This is a genomic window from Paenibacillus castaneae, assembly GCF_002884445.1.
In the GTDB taxonomy this organism is placed as follows: domain Bacteria; phylum Bacillota; class Bacilli; order Paenibacillales; family Paenibacillaceae; genus Pristimantibacillus; species Pristimantibacillus castaneae.
This window is the reverse complement of the sequence record NZ_KZ614144.1, coordinates 4,850,578-4,867,931: the sequence shown is the minus strand read 5'-3', so window position 1 is coordinate 4,867,931 and position 17,354 is coordinate 4,850,578. Positions and strand designations below refer to the sequence as shown.

15 protein-coding genes are annotated in these 17,354 nt (G+C 46.6%); 10 read left to right on the top strand and 5 right to left on the bottom strand.

The features are described from left to right. Window positions 1-12: 12 nt before the first annotated feature. A complete protein-coding gene (gene pheT, locus CEF13_RS21855) occupies window positions 13-2,454 on the top strand; it encodes a phenylalanine--tRNA ligase subunit beta (protein WP_102713966.1) in 2,442 nt (813 codons plus the stop codon). Between the two features lie 199 nt (window positions 2,455-2,653). Continuing rightward, window positions 2,654-5,440, top strand: a complete 2,787-nt coding sequence (zapA, locus tag CEF13_RS21850; RefSeq protein WP_102713964.1) for a cell division protein ZapA — start codon at window positions 2,654-2,656, stop codon at window positions 5,438-5,440. Window positions 5,441-5,545: 105 nt separating this feature from the next. On the opposite strand, the gene CEF13_RS21845 is transcribed toward zapA, so the two are convergent. The 3 genes from CEF13_RS21845 to CEF13_RS21835 form a co-directional block, all read right to left on the bottom strand. Further along, window positions 5,546-6,226: an SDR family NAD(P)-dependent oxidoreductase gene (locus CEF13_RS21845; protein WP_102713962.1), complete on the bottom strand. Its 681-nt coding sequence runs from the start codon at window positions 6,224-6,226 to the stop codon at window positions 5,546-5,548. A 225-nt stretch (window positions 6,227-6,451) separates the two neighbouring features. Further along, complete coding sequence (locus tag CEF13_RS21840; protein ID WP_146022750.1) at window positions 6,452-6,844, bottom strand: cupredoxin domain-containing protein; 393 nt, start codon at window positions 6,842-6,844, stop codon at window positions 6,452-6,454. A 245-nt stretch (window positions 6,845-7,089) separates the two neighbouring features. Further along, on the bottom strand, window positions 7,090-7,449 hold the full coding sequence (locus CEF13_RS21835; protein ID WP_102713958.1) for a phage holin family protein: 360 nt from the start codon (window positions 7,447-7,449) through the stop codon (window positions 7,090-7,092). 176 nt (window positions 7,450-7,625) lie between these two features. Here CEF13_RS21835 and CEF13_RS21830 point away from each other — a divergent pair, with 176 nt between their 5' ends. The 5 genes from CEF13_RS21830 (at window position 7,626) to cysK (ending at window position 13,468) form a co-directional block, all read left to right on the top strand. Next, window positions 7,626-9,992 (top strand): endonuclease MutS2, encoded by a 2,367-nt coding sequence (locus CEF13_RS21830; RefSeq protein WP_102716498.1) that lies wholly within the window; start codon window positions 7,626-7,628, stop codon window positions 9,990-9,992. 49 nt (window positions 9,993-10,041) lie between these two features. Continuing rightward, the gene (locus CEF13_RS21825) at window positions 10,042-10,464 is read left to right on the top strand and encodes a DUF350 domain-containing protein (protein WP_102713956.1); all 423 of its coding nucleotides are present in this window, start codon (window positions 10,042-10,044) and stop codon (window positions 10,462-10,464) included. A gap of 110 nt (window positions 10,465-10,574) precedes the next feature. Beyond that, window positions 10,575-11,183, top strand: a complete 609-nt coding sequence (locus tag CEF13_RS21820; RefSeq protein WP_102713954.1) for a hypothetical protein — start codon at window positions 10,575-10,577, stop codon at window positions 11,181-11,183. A gap of 94 nt (window positions 11,184-11,277) precedes the next feature. Next, window positions 11,278-12,516, top strand: a complete 1,239-nt coding sequence (locus CEF13_RS21815) for an MFS transporter (protein ID WP_102716497.1) — start codon at window positions 11,278-11,280, stop codon at window positions 12,514-12,516. 34 nt (window positions 12,517-12,550) lie between these two features. After that, complete coding sequence (gene cysK, locus CEF13_RS21810) at window positions 12,551-13,468, top strand: cysteine synthase A (RefSeq protein ID WP_102713953.1); 918 nt, start codon at window positions 12,551-12,553, stop codon at window positions 13,466-13,468. 25 nt (window positions 13,469-13,493) lie between these two features. On the opposite strand, the gene CEF13_RS21805 is transcribed toward cysK, so the two are convergent. Both CEF13_RS21805 and CEF13_RS21800 read right to left on the bottom strand, forming a co-directional pair. After that, window positions 13,494-14,564: a CotH kinase family protein gene (locus CEF13_RS21805; protein WP_102713952.1), complete on the bottom strand. Its 1,071-nt coding sequence runs from the start codon at window positions 14,562-14,564 to the stop codon at window positions 13,494-13,496. 106 nt (window positions 14,565-14,670) lie between these two features. Beyond that, window positions 14,671-15,072 carry a hypothetical protein gene (locus tag CEF13_RS21800; RefSeq protein ID WP_102713950.1) on the bottom strand — a complete coding sequence of 134 codons (402 nt, stop codon included), beginning with the start codon at window positions 15,070-15,072 and terminating at the stop codon, window positions 14,671-14,673. Between the two features lie 288 nt (window positions 15,073-15,360). Between CEF13_RS21800 and CEF13_RS28910 the strand changes: the two genes are divergently transcribed. The 3 genes from CEF13_RS28910 (at window position 15,361) to CEF13_RS21785 (ending at window position 17,347) form a co-directional block, all read left to right on the top strand. Then, complete coding sequence (locus tag CEF13_RS28910; protein WP_166742750.1) at window positions 15,361-16,176, top strand: hypothetical protein; 816 nt, start codon at window positions 15,361-15,363, stop codon at window positions 16,174-16,176. 72 nt (window positions 16,177-16,248) lie between these two features. Then, the gene (locus tag CEF13_RS21790) at window positions 16,249-16,914 is read left to right on the top strand and encodes a DUF2642 domain-containing protein (RefSeq protein WP_102713946.1); all 666 of its coding nucleotides are present in this window, start codon (window positions 16,249-16,251) and stop codon (window positions 16,912-16,914) included. A 211-nt stretch (window positions 16,915-17,125) separates the two neighbouring features. Beyond that, window positions 17,126-17,347 carry a spore coat protein gene (locus tag CEF13_RS21785; RefSeq protein WP_102713944.1) on the top strand — a complete coding sequence of 74 codons (222 nt, stop codon included), beginning with the start codon at window positions 17,126-17,128 and terminating at the stop codon, window positions 17,345-17,347. Window positions 17,348-17,354 lie beyond the last annotated feature (7 nt).

Sequence of the window (17,354 nt, the reverse complement as noted above, 5' to 3'; positions counted from 1 at the left end):
GGAAGAAGAAAAATGAATGTATCCTATAAATGGTTAAATGAATATATCGATCTGTCCGGATTTACAGGAGCAGAGCTGGCGGAGAAAATGACGCGCGGCGGCATTGAAATCGATGTTGTGGAATCTCGCAACAAAGGGGTAACCGGCGTTGTTGTCGGTTATGTGAAGTCGAAGGAAAAGCATCCGGATGCGGATAAGCTGAATGTTTGCAAGGTTGATGTTGGCACGGGCGAGGAGCTTCAAATCGTTTGCGGCGCCAAAAATGTCGATGCGGGCCAGCTGGTGCCTGTAGCGGTAATTGGAGCTGTTCTTCCTGGTGATTTCAAAATCAAGCGTGCGAAGCTGCGCGGCGTTGAATCGCAAGGGATGATTTGCTCGGCGAAGGAGCTTGGCTTAGATGAGAAAATGCTGCCGAAGGATCAGCAGGAAGGTATTCTCGTACTGCCGGCATCAACGAAAATAGGCACGCCGATCGTAGAGGTGCTTGGCATTGACGATGAGGTGCTTGAGCTAGATCTGACACCGAACCGTTCGGACTGTCTAAGCATGATCGGTGTAGCATACGAGATTGGCGCTTTAACAGGCCGAGAAGTTCGTTTGCCGAATGCGACGATTAATCATAGCTCAGTGCGGACAGACAGCCTCGTATCTGTAACTGTCAGCGCTCCAGAGCAATGCTCGCATTATACAGCACGCTATATTAAGCACGTGAAGATTGGCGAATCCCCATTGTGGCTGCAAAATAAATTAATCGCAGCTGGCATGCGCCCTATAAATAACGTTGTTGACGTTACGAACTTTGTTATGCTGGAATACGGCCAACCGCTGCATGCTTTCGATGCAGACAAAATTCCAGGCGGACGTATTGATGTTCGTCTTGCGAATGCCGGCGAAACGCTTGTCACCTTGGATGACCAGGAACGCAAGCTGGAGCCGCATATGCTCGTTATTACGGACGGGGTACAGCCGATCGGGCTTGCGGGCGTAATGGGCGGCGCAAGCACTGAGGTTACTGGCGAGACCGTGAACATTTTGCTGGAATCAGCTAAATTTGACGGCGGTACGGTACGGAAAACCTCACGTCAGCTTGGACTTCGTTCGGAATCAAGCGTTCGTTTCGAGAAAGAGGTTGATCCGGATCGAGTAATCCCTGCGCTTGACCGCGCGGCATCGTTAATCGCGGAGCTTGCGGAAGGACTAGTTACGGAGGGTATCGTGGAAGCAGCCGCAGCAGAGGCGCAGCCATCCAAAGTAGCTGTATCTTTAAATAAAATTAATGGCTATTTGGGCACCGAGCTTTCCAGACTGGAGGTGCAGACGATATTTGACCGCTTGCACTTTGGGTATGAGCTGTCTGATAGCGATGTATTCACAGTCGCTGTACCAACACGCCGTGGCGATATTACGCGCGCAGTTGATCTGATCGAGGAAGTTGCTCGATTGCACGGCTACGACAATATTCCAACAACGCTTATTCATGGCGATGTCGTTCCAGGCTCGTTAACAAAGCCGCAGGCCATTCGCCGCGAGCTGCGCAAGCGTCTTAGCGATGCAGGCTTGCATGAGGTTGTTAACTATTCCTTTACCGGACCGGCACGGACGAAGCTATTCCCTGCCTTAGCGGAGCACACTCATGCGGTATCTCTTGCGATGCCGATGAGCGAAGACCGCAGTGTGCTGCGGAAGACGCTTATTCCACAGCTTCTGGAAACAGCAGCTTATAATCGCAACCGCAAAAATGATTCTGCAGCTTTATTTGAAATCGGCAGCGTGTTCCATACCGATGAAGAGCAGCTGACGCATTTACCACAGGAGAAGCATCGTTTCGCGGCGCTGTTGACGGGCAATCGCTCTGAGGCACAATGGAATGCTAAAGCGGTTCAGTATGATTTTTATGATGCGAAGGGCATTTTGGAGACCGTATTTGCAGCACTTGGTCTAACTGCTAGCGTGAATTACGAAGCGGCACAGCCGGAGCACTTCCACCCAGGCAGAACAGCAGCTGTTCTCATCGATACGGCGAAAGGACCGGAAGTGATCGGTTATGTGGGTCAACTGCATCCAGCTCTTCAACTGGAGGAGGATCTTGCCGATACGTATGTGCTTGAAATTGGTCTTGATCTGCTCTATGAGCTTGCTGGATCGGAAATTGAATATAAGGTGCTTCCTCGTTATCCGGCTATGCAGCGGGATATTGCGGTGGTTGTTGATCAAGAAGTAGCAGCAGGGAAGCTGACTGATTCGGTTTGGAGCATTGCAGGTGAATTGCTGGAATCTGTCCGAATTTTCGACGTGTACACAGGGGAGAAGCTTGGCGCAGGCAAGAAGAGTGTCGCGCTGTCGCTTATCTATCGTCATGGTGAGCGTACACTGACAGATGAAGAAGTAACAGAGCTGCATGGGAAAGTTGTAGCACAATTAGAACAATCTTTTGCAGCAGAATTACGCAAGTAGGCAGGAAACCTTCAGAGCCGCATCGAAATAGTTCCTAGTGAGCTACGATGCGGCTTTTTTTCTTCAAATATAAGACATTATTACGTATTTATTTGCAATAATGCTTATATTTTACCGAAAAAACGAGTGCTGCTCCGTCATTGGATATGCGATTGCCGCATTCGCTTGCTCTATTTGGAAAATGGGAGGATTCGCCTTAATGGATGCTGAACAAACGGTAGTCACGGTTGATATATATGGAGTTCAATATAAACTAAAAGGCCATTCAAATGTGGAGTATATGAAAAAGGTTGCCACGGCAATCGACGACAGCATGAAGAAGCTGGCGAAAGGGTATCCGCGACTCGACATGCAGAAGCTTGCTGTACTTTCCGCGGTGCAAATAACAGAAGAAGTATTCCGTCTGCGACGCGAAAATGTAAGGCTGATGGAGGAAGAAGCGAAGCTTGCTCTCATGCTTCCACAGCTGGAACAGCTTACACAGCAGACGTCGATGCTGCAAGCAGAAGTAACAGAGACGAAGCGAGCGGGCGAGGAGCAATTGCAAGCTGCCAAAGCCGAGGCAGAAGCAGAACTAGCTGATATGCTGGGGCTGGCGGCGGAACAGGCAGCTGCTCAGAAAGCGGCGGCAGCGGAGGCAATGAAGGCTCAAGAGGAAACCATACTTCGCCTTACCCAGGAAAATGTAGAACGGATAGCTGCTCTTCGAAATAAGAAGGATGAACAGATTGCGAAGCTCCGCAGCGAGAACGAAGCTCAAGTAGCTGAATTTAAGCAAGCGAAGGAAGCGGAGCTGTCAGCGCTTAAATTTGAAGAAGAAACAAAACGAAATGAACTCATCGATGAAAATATGAGACAGCTCGAAGAGTTGAAACAGCAAAAGGAAGCAGAACTTCTGCTGCTCCAGCAAGCCAAGGATGCTCAGCAGGCTGAGCTGGGCCGCGAGAAGCAGGAGCAGCTCGCAGAGCTGGAACGAGCGAAGAACGAGCAGATTCATTCAATGATGCAGGAGAAGGAAACTCAGCTTGCAGCAATGACTGCACGCAGTACGGAAGCTATAGCGGCTGTTACGGCTGAGAAGGATGCGCTTCTGACCGAGCTTGCAGAAAGCTGGCAGAGCAGATGGGATGAGCGGGAGCAGAGCTGGCTTGCGAATGCCGAAGCTGCAGCGCTTGAGCACAGCCGTTTGAGCGAGGAAAGAGAGAAGGCATGGAAAACAGAAGCAGCAGAGAAGGAGCAAGCATTCCGCGCTGATCTTGAGCGTCGCAGAAATGGCTGGCTTGAAGAGCGGAGCAGACTGCAAGGGCAGATAGCAGAGCTTACTCAAAGCTGGAATATGGAGAAAGAAGCATTGGAGCAGCGCATCGCGCTGGCTGAGGATCAGCTTTCACAAGCAATCGAGCAGGAGGAAGCCTTCCGCACCTCATATGCACAGCTGGAACAGCATAATCAAGAGCGTGACGCTGAGTTGGAGCTTGCAGCGTCTGAGCTTGAGGAAATGCGCAATCAGCTGGCGCAGCTGGAAGAGCGTAATCGGATAGCGGCTGAGGATATGGCTGAGCTGGAGCAGAAGCTATCTCATGAGCGCCATCATGTGTCTGCCGCGGATAAGAGAGCAACGGAATTACTGCTGCGTTTGAAAGAATCGGAGGAATTGGAGCAGCTTCAGGCGCATAAATCCTTGCAGCTTGAACAGCAGCAAAGAGAGCTGGAGGAGCAGCTGCTGCAGGTGGAGCTGGAGAAGGAAGAGCTCGTGTCTGCGCGGGAAATTGATCGAGCGACACATCAAGCAGCAATGCGTGACGAGCTTGAGAAGCAGCGGGATCTGCTACAGGAAGAGCATGAGCAGCAGCTTATTGCAATGGAGCAAGAAAGCAGCAAGCGCCTGGAATCATTGCGCCTAGAGCACGAAGAGCAGCTTAAGCTTGTTGAAGCGGAGAGTGATGAGCTGTTCAAGGGTCTGTCAGCTGAAAGCAACGAGCGCTACGAGCGGGCAGTCGCTGAGCGAGACATGCGCTACGATCAATTATTACTCAAACATGAAGAGCAGCTTGCGCATTTGAAAGCCCAATACGCTGAGAAGTTTAAGCAGCAGAATGCTGATCAGGAAGAGCTGCATGAGCTCGTTAATCAATATGAAGATCAAATCAAGCAGCAGGCTGCAGAGTTCGATGAGCAGCTCAATCAGCTAGCAGCCGAGAATGAAGAGAAATTGAAGAAGCAGATGGCTTCTTACGAGGAAACGTATAATCAGCTGGCCGAGCAAAATGAAGAACAAAGCAAACGCCAGGCTGTAAGGCAGGAAGAGCAAATGAAGCAGCTCGTTGCTCATTATCATGAACTGCAAATGCAGCAAGATGCCAATCAAGAAGAACAGCTGCTGCAACAGCGTCATGACTATGAGAATACCATTCATAAGCTGCAAGCTCAGCTAGAGCAGATTGAGCAGATCGCAGCATCTGCGGCACAGGGAGAGCAAGCGTTCAAAGCCGAGCTGGACAAGCTAGAACTAAGGGAGCAAGAACTGACAGAGCAGCTTGAGGTTACGGCTGCCCGCGAGCGCATTGCGCAGCAGCAGCTTGATATCGCAGCAGCTCGCGAGCGAGAGCTGAATGAACAATTACAAGCTGCGCAGCAGCAAGCGGAGCAAACAGCCGCAGCGGCGAAGCGTCTGGAGCTTGACAAGCAGAAGCGGGAAGCAGAGGAAGGGGCGCTCCGTGAACGAATGGAGCGTGCCATGCAGGAGGCTGCGGCAGCGTCTGAGCAGCAGCTGATGGAGCACACTTCTAAGCTGGCACTCGAACGAGACGAGGCTGCGCGAGCTGCGGAAGAGCTTCAATATGAACGCGACGAGGCCGCTCGCTCGGCAGAAAAGCTTGCCGAGGATCACACAGAGCTGCTTGAGCAGCACCATAAGTTAAAGAATGAGTACTCTAAGCTTCAAACGGAATATAATGAGTGGATTGAGCTGATCGAGCAGAGTTAAGGCACCTTAATGAGTTCCATTAATCAAAAAAACCCGCAGGGACAAGTCATGGCATACGCCGTGCTTGCTTCTGCGGGTTTTATTTATTATTCTAACTATTTCCTCTCATCCATAGGACACAATTGTTCCAGTAGGACCGCCGACAGGCAGACTGGCTAATCGGATGAGATCGGGAGTTACGATGCTTGGGTCTTTGCCTGTAGCATGCATTTCGGTACGCAAGGTTCCTGGATTGTAGAGGTTAACAAGTATGCCATGATAATGCTCTTCATCGGCTAGCGTGCGCGTTAAAGATTCGAGTCCCGCTTTTGCAGCGCTATATGCTGCATACCCGCCGGCTCCGTTCCATGATAGGCCAGAGGTTATATTTATGATTCGACCATATTTTGCTTGGCGCATAGTTGGCAATACAGCTTTTGTAAGCAGAAATGGTCCGGTTAAATTAATGGAAATTTGATTTTGCCATTCTTCAGATGATAATTCGTGCACGGTACCCTGTTCGAGTATGGCAGCATTATTCATTATAATATCGATGCGGCCGAAATGCGCAATGGCAGCCTCAATCGCTTTTTGTACCTGCGGCTCATTAGACACATCAGTTTGCAGAATAAGCGAATCTTTTCCCGTTCGTTCTTTTACAACCAATGCTGTTTCCTCAAGCTTGTCTTTGCGTCTTCCTAACAGAACGACATCAGCGCCCTCCATTGCAAATGATAGAGAAGCAGCTCGGCCAAGCCCAGTTCCAGCTCCGCTAATAATAGCGACTCGATTCTGTAATGCACCCATTGTGATTCCTCCGTTCTCATGCTTTTGGGAATAGTTTATCAAAGGGCGGTCTGTAGTGGAAGAGGAAAGCGATTAGATTTTTTTACCCTTTTATCACAAAATGATTATATTTAGCAGTTAACCATTCCTTATATTTTATGGCTTAGCTTATTGATTATTCCGCTTTGTATGCACAAATAAACCCGCAGCTGAGTGCCGCGGGTTTATTTGCCAAATATGAGTCTATTATTCTACGATCAAATTCGTTTTCATTTTTACATGGCCTGCGCCGCAAGGAACAGAACAAATCATTTCATAAGTACCCGGCTCGGCAATGTTAACTTCTGTTGTTCCGCCGCTTTTAATCGTATAATCTGTATTGCTGATTTTTATACCGTGCATGCCTTCAACAGATTCAAGCTTAAGGTTAGCCGTTTCGCCTGCTTTGATCTTGTATTCCTTCTTATCGAATTTCCAGTTGGACGCTGTAATTACGATATCAGAAGATGCTGCGCCGCCATCTGCGGTAACTGGAGCAGTATCCGTGTTTTCAACCTTATTTTTTGTGTTGTTTGAACCGCATGCTGCAAGCACGATAACCAGACACATAGCGCTGGCGAATAATAACCATTTTTTCATTTCAATCATTTCCCCTCTCTTTTGTTACAAGTTTTAACATGGAACTATTTACAGTATAGCTCATTCGCCTTATGAATGCGGTGACAGCCAGATGACAAAGTTATGAATAAGGTGTGACGATTGCAGGCGCGGGGAGCACACTTTTGTGGAGGAGGAAAGTTTCATCATTAGCAAATAAAATAGGACGTCGCAGATGCAACGCCCTACTCCGTCCTATCTCATTGTTCAAACCGACCCTTGCTTTTTTAACCGCGCTGCCGCCTGCCAGCTTCATACGGAGTACTGACCGGAATGAACAGGTCGATAATTCCGATGACAAGAGCGGCCAGAATGGCGCCGAGCACAGTAACCGTTACACCGCCAACAATGAATTGAGCGATCCAAATGACCGCGGCGCTGGCAATGAAGCCAACGATTCCCCGTCCGAACGGAGTAACCCGTTTACCAAATATGCCTTCGATAACCCATCCCAGCAAGGCAATAACGACTGCAAGAAATAAGGCGCTCCAGAATCCTCCGACGCTGAATTGAGGAACAATAAATCCTACAATCATCAATACGAAGGCTGCGACAACGAACCGGACGACATGGCCTAGAAATGACATATTTTAAACCCTCCTTTGCATGAACTATCGTTATGCGTTGCAAAAGTGACTTTGTAATACGTTCAATCGTTACTATTGTAACCAAAGAAGTACAAATTATGTATGAAACAGCCGTTCAGTTCGTGCATCGTGATCGCGGTTCGGATATAATAAGGAAGCGAGAGGAGTGTTATTTGTTGGACACTAAAATATTGACAACACTTGAATTTCCAAAAATCATACATAGATTGTCGCAGCATGCCGCAACATCACTTGGAAAGGCAGCAGCTGAAGCGCTTCAGCCTGTCTCCGATTTGGAAGCGGTTAAGAGGGTTCTTCAAATTACAGATGAAGCTTACGCTGCTGACCGCTTGAAGGGAAGCGCGCCTTTTGGCGGGATTGTGGATATTAAAGCGCCGCTGCACCGTGCTCGAATTGGCGGTACACTCAATCCTGCTGAGCTGCTCGATATTGCGGCAACAGCTCGCGGCGGTCGCCGAGTGAAGAAGCATATAAGCGTTCTGCATCAGGATAATCCCATCCCCATGCTGCAGGAAACAGCGGACCAAATCAGTGAGCATAAATCGCTTGAGGACGCCATCTTTGAATGCATAGATGATCAAGCGGAGGTCATGGACAGCGCGAGTGCTGAATTGGCCTCGATTAGACGCGAGCTGCGGAGCGGAGAGTCTAGAATTCGGGAGAAGCTTGAACAAATGATTCGTTCCTCTTCTGTTCAAAAAATGCTGCAGGATGCTATTATTACGCTGCGTAATGACAGATACGTAATTCCGGTCAAACAGGAATATCGTTCGCATTTCGGCGGTATCGTTCATGATCAGTCTGGCTCGGGAGCTACCTTATTCATTGAGCCGGAGACGATCGTCGCCATGAATAATAAGCTTCGGGAGCTCAAAGCCGGAGAGCTGCGTGAAATCGAGAAAATATTGCAAAAGCTGACCGCGCTAACTTCTGATCACGTTGAGGATCTAGTTTTTAACTTGGATTTGCTTGGACAAATTGACTTTGCGTATGCGAAGGCGCGACTCGCTCATAGTATGAAAGCAACGCTGCCGCGCATGAATGACAGAGGCTTTCTCAAGCTGAAGCGCGGCCGTCACCCTTTGATCGCTGCTGAGCATGTTGTTCCGATCGACGTGGAGCTAGGCAACAACTACACAGCAATCATAGTTACCGGCCCTAACACAGGCGGTAAAACAGTTTCTCTCAAAACCATAGGGCTGCTTAGTCTAATGGCGATGTCAGGCTTATTCGTGCCTGCTGAAGATGGAAGTCAGCTATGCGTGTTTGATGCCATTTATGCGGATATTGGCGATGAGCAAAGTATTGAACAAAGTCTCAGTACGTTCTCCAGCCATTTGAAAAATATTATTCGAATCTTAGGCTCGATGACCTCGAAGAGCTTAGTTCTGCTTGATGAGCTCGGCGCAGGGACGGATCCGGCTGAAGGCTCTGCACTCGCCATTGCTATTTTGGAGCATGTGCATGCGATGGAGAGCCGAATTGTCGCAACAACACATTACAGTGAGCTTAAGGCGTATGCGTATAATCGCAAGGGTGTCATCAATGCGAGTATGGAATTTGATGTTGCAACATTAAGTCCGACGTATCGTTTGCTGGTTGGTGTTCCTGGCAGAAGTAACGCATTCGCAATTGCAGAGCGTTTAGGTCTGTCCCGTTCCATCATCGATCATGCGAGAGGTGAAGTTAGCGAAGAGGATCAACGCGTAGAGAACATGATTGCTTCTTTGGAAGAAAACCGTTTGGGAGCGGAAACTGAACGTCAGACGGCTGAATCGCTGCGTCGTGAGATGGAGACGCTTAGAGCTCGCCATGAGGCCGAGCGCGAACGGTTTGAGGAGCAGAAGGAAAAGCTGCTTCTTAAGGCTCAAGATGAGGCCCGCGAGGCTGTTGCGAAGGCCAAGCGTGAAGCGGAACAGATCATTTCGGACTTGCGCAAGCTGGCGATGGAGGAAGGCGCTTCGGTTAAGGAGCATAAGCTTATTGAAGCTAGACGCAGGCTCGATGAAGCTGCTCCTGAGCAGACGAAGGCTAAGCGAGGTGCCTCGAAAGGCGCCAACAAGCCTGTGAAAATTGAGGCTGGCGACGAAGTGACTGTATATAGCTTAAATCAGAAAGGTACAGTCGTTGAGCTGCATGGCTCTGAAGCGACTGTTCAGCTTGGCATTATGAAAATGAAGGTGGCTTTAGACGATTTAGAGCTGCTGAAATCGACTTCATCGTCCAAATCGCAGCCACCGAAGCAAGCGGCAAGCCTGAAACGCTCGCGTGAAGAAAACATTAAGATGGAGCTTGATTTGCGCGGGGAAAATTTAGAGGAAGCTATTCTCGAGGTGGATCGCTTCCTTGACGAAGCTTTTTTATCGGGACTTGGTCAAGTCGCGATTATTCATGGCAAGGGAACGGGTGTGCTTCGTACAGGCATTCAGCAATATTTGCGAAAACATGGGCATGTCAAAAGCTTCCGTTTAGGCAATTATGGAGAAGGCGGCGTAGGTGTTACCGTGGCGGAGCTGAAGTAGAGGCAGCCTGCAGGGAATACGATCATGCTGATGATGGAGGTAACTTCGTATGGAAAATGAAGTCGATCAGCTTCTAAGAAATTCGTACGCTGCGTCGCTTGTATATGTATCCGTAACGGTTCTTTCGCTCATCGTGTTTTTATGGATCTTCGAGCTGGTTACGAGATATAAGTGCTGGGATGAGATCAAAAAAGGAAATGTAGCGGTAGCTATGGCAACAGGCGGAAAAATATTCGGCATATGCAATATTTTCCGCTTCTCCATTGAATCAAATGATTCTGTATATCAGAGCTTGATTTGGGGTGCCTTCGGCTATGTTATCCTGCTTGCAGCTTATTTTTTATTTGAATTTCTGACCCCTGTATTTCGCATTGATGACGAGATATCCCGCGATAATCGAGCAGTTGGACTTATTGCAATGATCATTTCGGTTTCTCTTTCTTACGTTATTGGTGCAACCGTCATTATATAAGTGGAGGACGCTTTATGAAATATTTATGGAGAATCTTGCTTGTTGTGGCTATTTTATTTTTTGTGTTCGGCGTTATCTATCTGATGAACAATTAGAAGGGGAGAAATATAATGGAAGAACAACAAATGTGTCCTTGGTGCTTGACTGAAATCATTTGGGATGAAGAAATCGGACCGGAGAAGCATTGTCCCCATTGCAGTAATGAGCTTAGTGCGTATCGCACATTAGAGCTTGGATATGATGAAGATGAGGTCGAAGAGGAGGAGTATGAACAAGCGGTTCATGCCCTTAAGGTATCAGATGCTAGGAAGGCAAGCCAGCAGCACCAGAATGACTTGCCGGAGGAAGAGGAAGCGGAAGAAGAGGATTATGATTATTCAGATGATCCGAATCATAAACGCTGGCTGGAGCAGGGTGAGGGCTATCGCAGTGCAGACGGGGCGAGGTTTGCTGTCGAGGAAACCGTTCAACGTATACTGGATGATCAGGACGAGATTCCTGAATGTCCAGTATGCCGCACTTATATGCTGGAAGCGGGAACACAGGTATTCAGCGAGTCCAATTTCGAATCAAGAATTGCACCGACTATCGATGGACCGGTTCTCCCGACTCCTTTCAGACTTCATGTATATGTGTGTCCAGCTTGCTATCACACTTCGTCCATGTTAAGCCAAAGAGATCGTGAAGGGCTGCTCGAGCGTCTAACACCAGACGAATAGTATCAGGCTGGCAAAATTGGACGGGCATGGCTTTCTGCTAAACAGGGAATCTTACAAAACGTAATTCTAACGGCGTTTGCAAATGGACATGCTCATGCATGCTGCTGTCGACGCGCGAGGAGGAAACGTTTTGACAAAGCCATCTTTGGATAGACAAGCTGTGCTGCTGCTTATCGTACAAGCTCTATACGGAGTTGCTAACGCACTGTCTGGAACTTTTGTGCCCGTATATTTATGGAAAGCCAGCCAATCTTATATGCTGATCGGCTGGTTTACTCTAGGTCAGTATATATTGAGCGGATTAACGTTCTGGATTGCAGGGAAATGGGTAAAAGAGCGCAATAAAATGTACAGCCTGCGAATCGGGATTATATTGTCAGGCCTCTTCTATTGCACGGTGCTGCTGCTTGGTCAGCAAGCCAAAACGTATAGCGTGCCGCTTGGCATGTTGAACGGCATCGCGCTTGGTTTTTTTTGGGTTGCTTTTAATGTTGTTTATTTCGAAGTGACTGATCCGGATAATCGAGATCGCTTTAATGGCTGGGCGGGATTGCTTGGCTCAGCAGCAGGTATTGTCGCACCTTGGGTATCCGGCCTGCTTATAACGACCATGCAGGATGAGAAGGGCTATCGGTTAATCTTCACCCTGTCACTGGTGATCTTCTCCATTAGCGTCGTATTAAGCTTCTGGCTGAAGAAAAGGCATGGGCAAGGAACTTACAATTGGAAGCATGGGATTCAGCAGCTGATGCAGAAAGGCAATCCTTGGCGACGCATGCTGCCGGCAATTGCCGCTCAGGGCGTGCGTGAAGGCGTATTTATGTTTCTGGTCGGTTTAACTGTATATGTAGCAACGCAGAATGAAAGCAAGCTGGGCACTTTCTCGCTTGTCACGTCGCTCATCGCGCTTATCAGCTTCTGGATTGTAGGCAAGATGCTGAAGAAACGAAACCGGAAAATTTCGATGCTGATTGGTGCCGTCATGATCGGGGCTGTCATACTGCCTCTCTTCTGGAAAGTGAATTTTACAACATTATTGCTTTTTGGAATCGGAACCTCTCTATTCATGCCGTTGTATGTTATTCCTATGACTTCTAGCGTATTTGATCTTATTGGAAAATCAGAAGAAAGTGCACGTGAGCGGGAAGAGTTTATCGTACTGAGGGAAGCGGGACTTGTGATCGGCAGAATAATTGGATTAACCTCTTATTTGATAGTGTTGCCGCTGAACAGCTCGACAACTGCTATTACATGGCTATTATTTGCAGTTGGTGTGGTGCCGATAGCGGGCTGGTGGTTTATGAGGCCGTTCCTAGAACAGCAGAAGACTTAATATAATTAATCATCAAATGGAAGCGGGGAAAAAAATGCCGAGAATCGTATCGGATATTACACAGTTAATTGGCGACACCCCTGTTGTTAAACTAAATCGTCTAACAGATGAAAACTGCGCAGAGGTATGCGTGAAGCTTGAGCTATTCAATCCAAGTGGAAGCGTTAAGGATCGGGCTGCTTTTTCGCTTATTTCAGATGCTGAGCAGCGCGGACTTATAAAGCCGGGAGATACCATTATAGAGCCGACAAGTGGAAACACAGGCATTGGCCTGGCCATGAACGCGGCAGCTAAAGGCTATAAAATGATTTTGGTTATGCCGGACAATATGACAGCGGAGCGTATTAAGCTTCTCCAAGCTTATGGAGCAGAAGTCGTGTTGACACCAGCCGCTGAACGTATGCCGGGAGCGATCCGCAAAGCGTTGGAGCTGCAAGCAGAGCGGCCGGGCAGTTACATCCCGAATCAATTCGAGAATGAGGCTAATCCGAATATCCATAGGGTCACAACGGCCATCGAAATAATGGAACAGACAGATGGTAAACTTGATGCTTTCGTCGCAACGGCTGGAACAGGTGGAACGATTACTGGAACAGGTGAAAAACTAAAAGAACTTATACCTCATCTTTATGTAGCTGTCGTTGAACCGAAAGGATCACCTGTATTGTCAGGGGGAGAGCCAGGACCGCATAAGCTGGTAGGAACGAGCCCAGGCTTTGTGCCAACGATTCTTAACACCACTGTGTATGATGATATTATTGCTGTATCCGATGAAGACGCAATAACGACGATGAGAGCTTTAGCTACGCAGGAAGGCTTGCTGCTGGGACCATCATCTGGTGCATCCGTATGGGCAGCTATTCAAATTGCCAAGCGTCTTGGTGCTGGAAAACGAGTATTGTGTATTGCTCCAGACACTGGAGAACGTTATATGAGCATGAATATATTTTAATCATAGAATGCAATACGGGAGCGGCTTATATCCACTCCCGTAAAGATTTCTGCAGGATGTCCCGTCTCTCTTCAATATAGTCATATATGAAGTCAGGCTCAGAGAGAAAGACATCATAGCTTGCCTTCCGTGAGAAATCATTGCGAATTGCGGGTGCCAACTGCTCATGCAGCCTCTGTATGACAGGCTCGAGCTCATCGCGAGTAAAGGAGCTTTGCAGCAGCTTATGGATTAAATTACGGTATTTGCGACGATAAGCGGAAACTGAAAACAGCTTATCGGTTAGTTTATTATACCCTTGAAGTCGAACTAAATCGCTTCCGCAAGGTTTGCCATAGCAATTCCTTCCCCATGTACCTTCGTAATCCCACGGTATAATCCGATATTTTCCGGTTGTGCTATGCTCATAAATCGCATAATTTTGGTCAAACCCGTCATAATTTCCTGTTAGTACTGCTCCAGACAACCACAATAAATATTGAGATATATCTAGTCTGCGGGCAGTGTACAAGCTGAGCTCGCGTCCAGACATTCGATTAAGATTGCGTACGAAAGACACTAACTTGCTCTTTGTCCCCGTTTTTCCAAGCTTCATTTCATAACCATCAAATAAAGAAGGCTTTTTATCTTTTGAAATCGGGTCCGTCAAGCTGAAGTCCGCGCTGTCATTAACAGCGTAAATGAGTGAACGGCAGCCTATTCCTCTTTTCTTGAAAAATAATGGATCAACAGCTTCAATTTCCAAATATACGCCTTGCGGAACTCCATTAAGGATAAGCCAGAAGTGGTTTGTCTTAGGCGAAGGGACTCCAATTTTATTGAAAAAATAAAACGACAGCGCATTGCGCATCATGGACGGATCGTCATATTCAGCATTCCAATGAAGCGTTCGACCGCCTTCTATTTTAACTTCATAGGATTTCTTAACGTAATTGCGCGTATGACCGCCACGCAGCCCGAATTCCGCTTTGTAGGTCTGCTCCTCTAATTCAAGCTCTGCCGGTTTAAATTCATTCCCCCATGATTGTTTCTGAACCTCCTGAAGATCAGCGGCGTTCATCCGAATGGAGCGAACGGGCAACGTCACATTAGCCATCTAACCATCTCCCGTGGCAAAAGGTAAAGCCTATCGTCAGACGATAGGCTCATATCTCATTACCCTATTCGGTTATCGCCTAGATGGTCACAATGTTTTTCTTGAATTACAGATAATATTCCCATACTCGACCTGATTCGGGTTTCGAAGTATTTTGTAAATCAGACTGGTTATTAGAGGAATGCTGTTCGGGTTCTGCTAGATTGCCAGATGTCCGATTACCGGTAGTCTGGCTGCCTGAACGATCGTCTTCCGTTCGGCTGCCTCCTGAATGGTTAGAGGAATGATTGTCATAAGTATGGTCACCGCTAGTTCGGTTAGTTGATCGGCTGCCCTCCGTCCGGTTTCCGCTTGTGCGATTATCTGAACCATTGACATCGGTGCGATTGCCGGAACGATCGCCTGTCGTACGATCATCACTAGATATGCATTCCGTACGATTTCCGCCAATTCGATTTGTTTCTTGGCGCTGCTGCTTATTTCTCTTCCTGTATTTTGACAACTTCAATTTTATTTCCTCCTTATATGATCATACTTCAACATATGTGCTCAAACTAATATTTGTAACGGGGGTAAATGCTGAAACATTAATAAATAGATAGTAATCTAGTACCTCTATTATGAGAGATACATATAAATATATTACATATCGTCTCCCATGATAGATGAAGGTGAAACGAGTACTGGAGGGATGCATACGAAACGAGATTGGATAAGTTGGTGACAGGGTCAAGTAGTCGGCTGAGGGAACACGTTTGAAATCTAGTAATTATGAAATTATTGGAGGGATTTATTTATGAGTTATCTTTTTGATGACCGTTATTATGCTGCTCAAAACGCGAATTACAACCATTACAGCAGAAGCAATAACGAGAATAAGAGCAATAATAGCCAAAATGACCAAAGCTATCTTCGAAGCTTAGTAGGTAAATTTGTGAAAATTAACCGTGGTGGGCCTGATATGCTTCAAGGTAAGCTGCTTGCTGTAAAAAGCGACTATCTCGTATTAAGCACGATGGAAGGCATAATCTATATCGCGACTAGTCACGTAAAAAGCATTACCGAGATTGGGGGAAATAATAGCAACAAAAGCGGAAACAATAATAAAAGCAGCAGCAATAATAAGAGTGGAAACAATAAAAGCAGCAATAGTTTAGGCAGTCGCCGCGATCAGAATTATATCAATGCTAGCGACTTTGATGGAGTCATTCGTGCTTTAAATCAAAAATTCGTGAAACTCAATTCAGGAGGTCCGGAGAAGGTTGAAGGCTTCATTGCAGAAGTGAGAAGAAATTCCATTCTGCTTGTCTCAGGTAATGAAGCTATACAAATTCAAATATTCCACATCAAAACAATCAAAGAAGTGAATCGCAACCAATCTGGCGGCAACAAAAATAAAAACAGCAACAGCAACAACAACAACAGCAACAACAACAACAAAAGCAATAGCAACAACAATAGTAATAATAACAAGAGTGGCAACAAGAACAAAAATAACAACAAAACTAATGGCAACCGCTCTGGGGGCAATCGCAGCAATAGCAGAAAACGTGCCGAAGCATCTGCATTTAGTTCTGTTATACCAACTCGCCGTTCCGTTACAAAAGGCTAATTGCTTACCGGGCGATGGTCTAGGACCATCGCTCGGTTTCATGAACTAAACGGATGAAGGGAGGTTGATTGCATGAAAAATCATCATCAACTGCTGGATCAGCAGGTTGAGTTGGAGATCTCAGGAAAAGCAGCTCCAGTACGAGGGAAATTGATCGAGTTTGGTCAAGATATTTTAGTGCTGCACAATGGAACACAATTTTTGTATATTCCGCTGATTCATATTCAGCAGCTTCGTATTTCTGAACAAGAAGAAGAAAGCTATGTCGTACCAGAAATGCCATTTGAACCTTATAATGAGCCTATTTCATATAGGAAAATATTAATGAACGCAAAAGGCATGTTTTCTGAAATATATATTACTGGGAATCAGTCTATTCATGGTTATTTGACTACTGTTATGAACGATTTTTTTGTTTTTTATTCCCCCGTCTATCATACGGTTATCATTTCTCTCCATCATTTGAAATACTTGATTCCTTACAATCCGAATGTAACGCCTTATACGTTAACGCCAGAGCAGTTTCCTCTTAAGCCTTCACCATTGACGCTCGCGAGAACATTCGATCAACAGCTGCGGAAGCTAGTCGGTGAATTTGTTGTACTTGACTTGGGTGGGAATTCCAATAAAATTGGCGTTTTAAAAAACGTCAACCAAAGTATAATCGAGCTCTCCTCCGCAAGCGGAGACGCTGTTTTTTTGCACTTTGATCATGTGAAGACGGTTCATATTCCTTAACAATTAGGCTGTTCTCTTAGCTGAATGAAGCTTAGAGGCAGTCTTTTTTTTGTTAAGAAGAAGCAAGCACATAAATAAAGGAAATGGGGTCATAATACATTTGGTACGAATAATGGATAGTAAATGAAGCAAGTTTTTGCTTCACAAAACTTAGGTTCATGCTTACGAAGCAAGTTTTTGCTTCACAAAAACTTTTAAGGAGGACCAACAAATGATACAGCCAATGACGGCAAAAGAACTGGAGTATGTTGTAGACTGCATGTCTAACGAGGATTTACAAATCAAGCAATGTGCAGTTGTAGCGTTGGAGGGCACAACACCTTCACTTCGGAATTTATGTACACAGATGCTGCAGACGCATCAACATCATTATGATTCTTTATTACATGCCTTACAACACCATCAGCAAATTGCGCCTACTCAGCCGCAATAAATGCAGC

Bases quoted from the DNA above. Each gene is read 5' to 3' on its own strand.
- pheT (WP_102713966.1), top strand. From the start codon at position 13: ATGAATGTATCCTATAAATGGTTAAATGAATATATCGATCTGTCCGGA.
- zapA (WP_102713964.1), top strand. From the start codon at position 2,654: ATGGATGCTGAACAAACGGTAGTCACGGTTGATATATATGGAGTTCAA.
- CEF13_RS21845 (WP_102713962.1), bottom strand. From the start codon at position 6,226: ATGGGTGCATTACAGAATCGAGTCGCTATTATTAGCGGAGCTGGAACT.
- CEF13_RS21840 (WP_146022750.1), bottom strand. From the start codon at position 6,844: ATGAAAAAATGGTTATTATTCGCCAGCGCTATGTGTCTGGTTATCGTG.
- CEF13_RS21835 (WP_102713958.1), bottom strand. From the start codon at position 7,449: ATGTCATTTCTAGGCCATGTCGTCCGGTTCGTTGTCGCAGCCTTCGTA.
- CEF13_RS21825 (WP_102713956.1), top strand. From the start codon at position 10,042: ATGGAAAATGAAGTCGATCAGCTTCTAAGAAATTCGTACGCTGCGTCG.
- CEF13_RS21820 (WP_102713954.1), top strand. From the start codon at position 10,575: ATGGAAGAACAACAAATGTGTCCTTGGTGCTTGACTGAAATCATTTGG.
- CEF13_RS21815 (WP_102716497.1), top strand. From the start codon at position 11,278: ATGCATGCTGCTGTCGACGCGCGAGGAGGAAACGTTTTGACAAAGCCA.
- cysK (WP_102713953.1), top strand. From the start codon at position 12,551: ATGCCGAGAATCGTATCGGATATTACACAGTTAATTGGCGACACCCCT.
- CEF13_RS21805 (WP_102713952.1), bottom strand. From the start codon at position 14,564: ATGGCTAATGTGACGTTGCCCGTTCGCTCCATTCGGATGAACGCCGCT.
- CEF13_RS28910 (WP_166742750.1), top strand. From the start codon at position 15,361: ATGAGTTATCTTTTTGATGACCGTTATTATGCTGCTCAAAACGCGAAT.
- CEF13_RS21790 (WP_102713946.1), top strand. From the start codon at position 16,249: ATGAAAAATCATCATCAACTGCTGGATCAGCAGGTTGAGTTGGAGATC.
- CEF13_RS21785 (WP_102713944.1), top strand. From the start codon at position 17,126: ATGATACAGCCAATGACGGCAAAAGAACTGGAGTATGTTGTAGACTGC.